A 6,760-nucleotide genomic window follows, 5' to 3' on the forward strand; every position below is an offset into this window, starting at 1 on the left:
CCTATTTCCTGCGTCTTTGGGGGGGGCTGGCCTTCACGGGCTGGATGGTGAAGGAGATCGTGGTCTCCGCGCTGAAGGTGGCCGGCGGCGTGCTGGGCATCGGGGAGAAGGTCTGCCCCGCCGTCATCGCCATCCCGCTGGATGTGAAATCGGATTGGGAGATCGAGCTTTTCGCCTGCTGCGTGACGCTGACGCCGGGGACCCTGTCGCTGGATGTCGCGCCCGATCGCAAGACCCTCTATGTCCACGCCATGTTCGGCTCTGATCCCGATGCCTTGCGCCACGAGATCAAGTCGACCATGGAAAGGCGCATCATCGAGGTGCTGGAATGACCCCGTTCCTTTCCGCCTGCATCGTCATCGCCATGTCCATCATGCTGGTGGCGCTGCTGCTGTCGCTGGTCCGCGTCGTGATCGGGCCGATGGCGGGCGACCGCATCGTCGCTGTCGACCTGTTTGGCGTGCAGGCCGTGGCCTTCATCGCCCTGCTGTCCCTTTACGTAGGCCAGGAGGTGTTCCTGGACGCCGCTATCGCGCTGGCCCTGGTGGCCTTCTTCAGCACGGTGGCCTATGCCCGCTTTCTGGAACACAAGGCCACGCTCCACAAAAAGGCAAAGGCGCCGAAGCAGGAGACCGCGACATGATGCTGAGCGATTTCTGGCAGGCTTTCCTGGGTCTGATGGTGCTGGGTGGAGCCATTTTCAGCCTGATCGCCGCCATCGGCGTCCTGCGCCTGCCGGACGTGCTGACCCGCATGCATGCCAGCAGCAAGGCCGGCACCCTGGGCTGTGGCCTGATCCTGCTGTCGGTGGCCCTGTTCTTCCCCGGCATCGATGTCGTGGCGCGGGCGGCGGCGGCCATCCTGTTCCTGCTGCTGACCACGCCCGTGGCGGCCCACATCATCGGCCGCGCCATCTATGCGACCGGGGAGCCGCTTTGGAAGGGGGCGGGTGTGGACGAGTTGAAGGGCACGAAGGACGATCCGGCCCTGCGCCTGGGTGAGTGAGGCCGCCAGGGTTTTTCCATTCTGCAAAAAATCCGCATGCCTTCCGTTACGTCACCCGGAATAATCGCTTGAGGTTGCGTTTTGCCTCCCGATATAGGTCAATCAAAGGCGCGACGCTGGAGTGCGCCAAGAGCATATCGGGAGGACCGGACATGGCCGAAGCCGCCATCAAGATGCAGGCACGCGAACCTTTCCTGTGGGAGAAGAGCTATCCTGCCGGCGTGTCATGGGACATCGACCTGCCGGCCCAGTCGCTTCCCGACATGCTGGACGCCTCCATCCGGCGCTTCCCGAACAATCCCTGCGTCGATTTTCTGGACAAGAAATACACCTATGCCCAGATCGGGTCGCTGGTGGACCGGTTCGCGGCCGGTTTGCAGAAGCTGGGCCTGAAGAAGGGGCAGAAGGTCGGCCTGTTCCTGCCCAATACGCCCTATTCGGTGATCTGCTTCTTCGGCATCCTGAAGGCCGGCGGCACGGTCGTGAATTTCAACCCGCTCTATGCCGAGCGGGAAATCGCGCATATGATCAATGACAGCGAGGCCGACTGGATGGTCAGCCTCGACCTGAAGGTCACCTATGACAAGCTGGCCAAGATGTTCGGCCAGACGCGGCTGAAAAAGATCATCGTCGTGCCCATGGCAGACATCCTGCCCTTCCCCAAGAACTGGCTGTTCCCGATCGCCAAGCGCAAGGAAGTGGCCGATATCCCGAACGATGACCGCCATGTGCGGTTCAAGGCGCTGACCGCCAATGACGGGCGCCCGGCCCCCGTGGCCACCGATGCCGCGAACGATATCGCCGTGCTGCAATATACCGGCGGCACCACGGGCGTGCCCAAGGGCGCGATGCTGACCCATCTCAACATCACGGCCAATACCCGCCAGGCCACCGCCTGGTTCAATGAAGCCGTGGATGGGGAAGAGCGCATGCTGGGCGTGCTGCCCTTCTTCCACGTCTTCGCCATGACCTGCGTGATGAACCTGACCCTGATGAAGGGCGGGGAGATGATCCTGCTGCCCCGGTTCGAGCTGGATCAGGTCATGGAGGTCATCGACAAGAAGAAGCCGACGCAGTTCCCGGCCGTCCCCACCATCTATACCGCCATCAACAATCACAAGGACGTGGCCAAGTACGACCTTTCCTCCATCAAGCTGTGCAATTCCGGCGGCGCCCCCCTGCCGGTGGAAGTGAAGGCGCAGTTCGAGAAATTGTCGGGCTGCAAGCTGGTGGAGGGCTATGGCCTGTCCGAAAGCTCCCCCATTGCCACCATCAACCCGCCGCATGCCAGCCGCGCCGGCTCCATCGGCCTGCCGGTCCCCGGCACGATCATCAAGATCATCAGCCTGGAAGACCGCAAGACCGAGGTGCCGCGCGGTGAGCGGGGCGAGATCTGCATTATCGGTCCGCAGGTGATGAAGGGCTATTGGAACAAGGAAGAGGCGACGCGGGAAACGCTGGATGGCGACATGCTGCATACCGGCGATGTCGGCTATTTCGACGAGGACGGCTACATCTTCATCGTCGACCGTATCAAGGACATGATCCTGGCCGGCGGCTACAACGTCTATCCGCGCAATGTGGAAGAGGCGATCTATCAGCACCCCAACGTGGCCGAATGCATCGTCCTGGGCGTGCCAGACCCCTATCGTGGCCAGACCGTGAAGGCCTATATCAAGAAGCGCGAAGGCTGTGAGCTGAGCAAGGAAGACATGAAGGCCTTCCTGGAAGACAAGCTGTCCACCATCGAACAGCCCAAGCTTTACGAATTCCGCGATGAACTGCCCAAGACCATGATCGGCAAGCTGTCGCGCAAGGCGTTGCTGGACGAGTTGGAAGCGGAGAAGAAGAAGGGGGGATGAGCCCGTCTTGCCGCCGGGGCCTGACCCTTGTCAGGCGCCGGCCTGGCTATGGAACAGCTTGGCGTTGCGTCGTACCTCGTCCGCGATGAATTCCGCCGCCACCCGGATACGGGACAGGTGGCGGACATCGGAATGCATGACCAGCCAGAAGCTGCGAATCAGCTTCACCTCCTCCGGCAGCAGCCGGACCAGATCCTTTTCCCCCGCCGTCATGAAGCAGGGCAGGATGGCCATGCCGCTACCGGCCTGCACCGCCCGGAACTGCGCCACCAGACTGGCGCTTTTCAGATAGGGGCGGATATCGCGGGAGACCAGCGGGACGTAATCCAGCTCCGGCGTATAAAGCAGGTCGTCAATATAGGAGATGAACCGGTGTGCGCTGAGATCGCCCGGCCCGTCGATGGGCGGTGCCGTCTCCAGGTATGAGCGCGTGGCATAGAGGCCCAGTTCGTATTCGGTCAGTTTGCGCGCATGCAGGCGCCCGGCCTCCGGTTGGGCCAGGGTGACGGCGATGTCCGCTTCCCGCTTCGACAGGCTGAACAGACGCGGCATGGCCACCAGTTGCACCTCCAGATCAGGGTGCAGCGCGCCCAGACGGCCGATACGCGGGGCCAGGAAGAAGCTGCCGAAACCGTCCGGCGTGCCGATGCGCACGGCGCCCGACAGCTTGGCCCCGGCACCGGACAATTCCTCCTGGATGGTCAGCGCCATGCCTTCCATGGCCTCCGCACTTTGCAGAAGTGTCTCACCAGCCTGGGTCAGGCTGTATCCGGTGGCGTGGCGTTCGAACAGGGTGGTGCCCAGCGCCTGTTCCAGCCCGGTCAGGCGGCGGCCCAGCGTGGTGTGATCCACCCCCATGCGCTTAGCGGCAAGCGTCAGGCGGCCCGACCGCGCCACGGCCAGGAAGGATTGCAGATCGTCCCAGTCGAACCGGCTGGCCATCACCCACCCCATGGGAGTTTTCGCACATTAACGGCGAGGAACTTCGCATGGATGTGCGTCCGCCCGCAATGGTACTGGTTGAGATGCGGAATTCGTCGCCGTGGCGATGTATAAGAGGGCGATTGACGGCCCCGGCCGTGGCGACTGATTGGGAGGATGGGTTTTGAGCGAGGACGTGATCTGCACCGTGCGCGGTGCCATCGGCCATATCCTGTTGAACCGGCCCAAGGCGCTGAACGCGCTGACGCTGGGCATGGTGGAGGTGATGGCGCCGGCGCTGGAGGCTTGGGGCCTGGATCCCGCCATCAAGGCCGTGGTGATCCGGGGTGCGGGTGACCGGGCCTTCTGCGCCGGTGGCGATGTGCGCGCCGTCTGGGACGCCGGTTGGGAACGCCGGCGCGGGGAGGGTGACGGCGCCCTGACGGCCGCCTTCTTCGGCGGCGAATACCGGCTGAACCGCCAGATCAAACGTTTCCCCAAGCCCTATGTTGCCCTGATGGATGGCATCACCATGGGCGGCGGCGTCGGCCTGTCGGTGCATGGCAGCCACCGGGTGGTAACGGAAAAGACCCTGCTGGCCATGCCGGAAACCGGCATCGGCCTGTTCCCGGATGTCGGGGGCACGTATTTCCTGCCGCGTGTGCCGGGGAAGATGGGCCTGTATCTGGGCCTGACGGGCGCGCGGGTGCATGCGGCGGACCTGCTTTATACCGGTATCGGCACGCACCATGTGACCTCCTCATCGCTGGACACGATCGAGGCGGCGCTGGCCGAGGGGCAGGATGTCGATGCGGTGCTGGCGGCCCATGCCGTGCCGGCGGGCGAGGCGCCGCTGGCGGCGCTGCGCACGGCCATCGATGCGGCGTTCGAGGCAGACGATGTCGAGGGCATCGTGGCCGGCCTGATCTCCCAGGGCACCCCATGGGCCGACAAGGTGGCCGAAACCATCCTGTCCATGTCGCCCACCAGCCTGAAAGTGACGTTCGAGCAGCTTCGGCGTGGGGCGGAACTGGAGTTCGACGATTGCATGCGGCTGGAATTCCGCATGACCCAGGCTGTGATGGACGGCAACGATTTCTATGAGGGCATCCGCGCCGTCCTGGTGGACAAGGACAAGAGCCCGAAATGGAACCCGGCCAAGCTGGCCGATGTATCGGCGGCCGATGTCGCGCGGTACTTCGCGGTGCCGCCGGGTGGGGATCTGGTGTTTTGACAATGTCAGTTTAGCCCTCACCCTCCCAAGCCTTGGCAGGCTTGGGCCCCTCCCTCTCCCACATTCGTGGGCGAGGGGCGGAACTTTCGCCCCTCTACCGCTTGCGGGAGAGGGAGGGGCCCGCCGCGAAGCGGTGGGAGGGTGAGGGGAACCTGAAAGTACCAACCAAGGAGGAAATGACCATGGCGACCGTTGCGTTCATCGGGCTGGGCAATATGGGGCTGCCCATGGCCAAGAATCTTCTGAAGGGCGGGCACCGGGTGCTGGGTGTCGATCTGGCCCCCGCCAATATCGCGGCCGCCGTTGAGGCGGGGATCGATACCACGAAATCGGCGGGCGATGCCGCAGCCGAGGCGGATGTCGTGGTATCCATGCTGCCCGCCGGCCCGCATGTCCGCGCCGTCTATGGCAATGCCGGCGGCGTAATCGAGCGGGCGCGGCCCGGCACGGTCTTCATCGACAGTTCCACCATCGACGTGGACAGCGCCCGCGCCGTGATTGCGCAGGCCGAAAAGGCGGGGCACCTGATGGTGGACGCGCCCGTGTCGGGCGGCACCGGCGGGGCGGCGGCGGGCACGCTGACCTTCATGGTCGGCGGCGCCGATGCGGCGTTCGAGGCGGCCAGGCCGTTCCTGTCGCTGATGGGCAAAAACATCGTGCATGCGGGCGGACCGGGCACGGGGCAGGCGGCCAAGATCTGCAACAACATGGTGCTGGGCATTTCCATGATCGCCGTGTCGGAGGCGTTTGCGCTCGCCGATAAGCTGGGGCTGGAACGGCAGAAGCTGTTCGACATTTCCAGCACCTCGTCCGGCCAGTGCTGGTCGCTGACCAGCTACTGCCCGGTGCCGGGACCGGTGCCGACATCCCCCGCCAACCGCGATTATGCGCCGGGCTTTGCGGTCGACATGATGCTGAAGGATCTGAAGCTGGCGCAGCAGGCGGCCAGCAGCAGCGGCGCCAGCACCCCCCTTGGCGCGCAGGCCGCATCGCTGTATCAGCTATTCTCAGCGGCGGGGAATGGAGGTCTCGATTTCTCCGCCATCGTCAAGATGTTGCAGGGGAAATGACATGGACGGCGTGAAAAGCGGTAATCTCTACCATCTGTTCGAAAGCCGCTTTCCCGCCGACCCCGAGGCCCGTTTCATCACCCTGATGGACGGGCCGCGCCAGGGCGTCTGGTACAATTACGCCGACGTCGCCTCCATCTCCGCCCGCTTTGCCCATGCCATGGTGGCCCTGGGCGTCAAGCGCGGTGACCGCGTCGCGGTGCAGGTGGAGAAGAGTGCCGAAAACCTGTTCCTCTATCTGGCGACCTTGCGTCTGGGGGCCGTCTATCTGCCGCTGAACACCGCGTATCAGAGGGGGGAGATCAGCTACTTCCTGGAAGATGCGGCCCCGTCCCTGTTCATCTGCCGGCCGGAGGATGAGGCCGGGATGAAGGAACTGGCCGCCCGTTGCGGCGTGCCGGCGGTGGCGACGCTGGGTGTGGAGGCCAATGGCAGCCTGCCCGACATGGCCCTGCACCTCAGCCATGCGTTCGAGACGGTGGCGCTGGGCGAGGATGAACTGGCGGCCATCCTCTATACGTCGGGCACGACGGGCCGGTCCAAGGGGGCGATGACCAGCCATGGCAATCTGGCCAGCAACGCCCTGACGCTGCATCAATTGTGGCGCTTCGTGCCGGGGGACGTGCTGTTGCATGCCCTGCCCATCTTCCATGTGCATGGGCTGTTCG

General features: G+C 64.3%; 8 protein-coding genes. 7 read left to right on the forward strand and 1 reads right to left on the reverse strand.

From position 1 onward, the window contains the following. The 4 genes from KBA48_RS31530 to KBA48_RS31545 form a co-directional block, all read left to right on the forward strand. Window positions 1–332 (forward strand): Na+/H+ antiporter subunit E (locus tag KBA48_RS31530; protein ID WP_292912639.1); only part of this gene is annotated, 332 nt, incomplete at its 5' end. Continuing rightward, window positions 329–643, forward strand: coding sequence for a monovalent cation/H+ antiporter complex subunit F (locus KBA48_RS31535; protein WP_292912640.1), 315 nt, complete (start codon window positions 329–331; stop codon window positions 641–643). The genes KBA48_RS31530 and KBA48_RS31535, both read left to right, overlap by 4 nt. Continuing rightward, window positions 640–1,005, forward strand: coding sequence for a monovalent cation/H(+) antiporter subunit G (gene mnhG, locus KBA48_RS31540; protein WP_292912641.1), 366 nt, complete (start codon window positions 640–642; stop codon window positions 1,003–1,005). The genes KBA48_RS31535 and mnhG overlap by 4 nt, the downstream gene beginning before the upstream one ends. A 152-nt stretch (window positions 1,006–1,157) precedes the next feature. Next, complete coding sequence (locus KBA48_RS31545) at window positions 1,158–2,867, forward strand: long-chain fatty acid--CoA ligase (protein ID WP_292912642.1); 1,710 nt, start codon at window positions 1,158–1,160, stop codon at window positions 2,865–2,867. Between the two features lie 30 nt (window positions 2,868–2,897). Here KBA48_RS31545 and KBA48_RS31550 read toward each other — a convergent pair whose 3' ends face one another. Continuing rightward, window positions 2,898–3,809 (reverse strand): LysR family transcriptional regulator, encoded by a 912-nt coding sequence (locus tag KBA48_RS31550; protein ID WP_292912643.1) that lies wholly within the window; start codon window positions 3,807–3,809, stop codon window positions 2,898–2,900. A gap of 163 nt (window positions 3,810–3,972) precedes the next feature. On the opposite strand from KBA48_RS31550, the gene KBA48_RS31555 reads away from it, so the two are divergent. The 3 genes from KBA48_RS31555 to KBA48_RS31565 form a co-directional block, all read left to right on the forward strand. Further along, entirely contained in the window at window positions 3,973–5,022 is a 1,050-nt protein-coding gene (locus KBA48_RS31555; protein ID WP_292912644.1) for an enoyl-CoA hydratase/isomerase family protein, read from the forward strand. Window positions 5,023–5,174: 152 nt separating this feature from the next. Beyond that, the gene (gene mmsB / locus KBA48_RS31560; protein WP_292912646.1) at window positions 5,175–6,092 is read left to right on the forward strand and encodes a 3-hydroxyisobutyrate dehydrogenase; all 918 of its coding nucleotides are present in this window, start codon (window positions 5,175–5,177) and stop codon (window positions 6,090–6,092) included. 1 nt (window position 6,093) lies between these two features. Further along, the coding region (locus KBA48_RS31565) for an AMP-binding protein (protein WP_292912645.1) at window positions 6,094–6,760 on the forward strand (667 nt) is incomplete at its 3' end.

The organism is Niveispirillum sp. (genome assembly GCF_017996735.1).
Lineage (GTDB): Bacteria > Pseudomonadota > Alphaproteobacteria > Azospirillales > Azospirillaceae > Niveispirillum.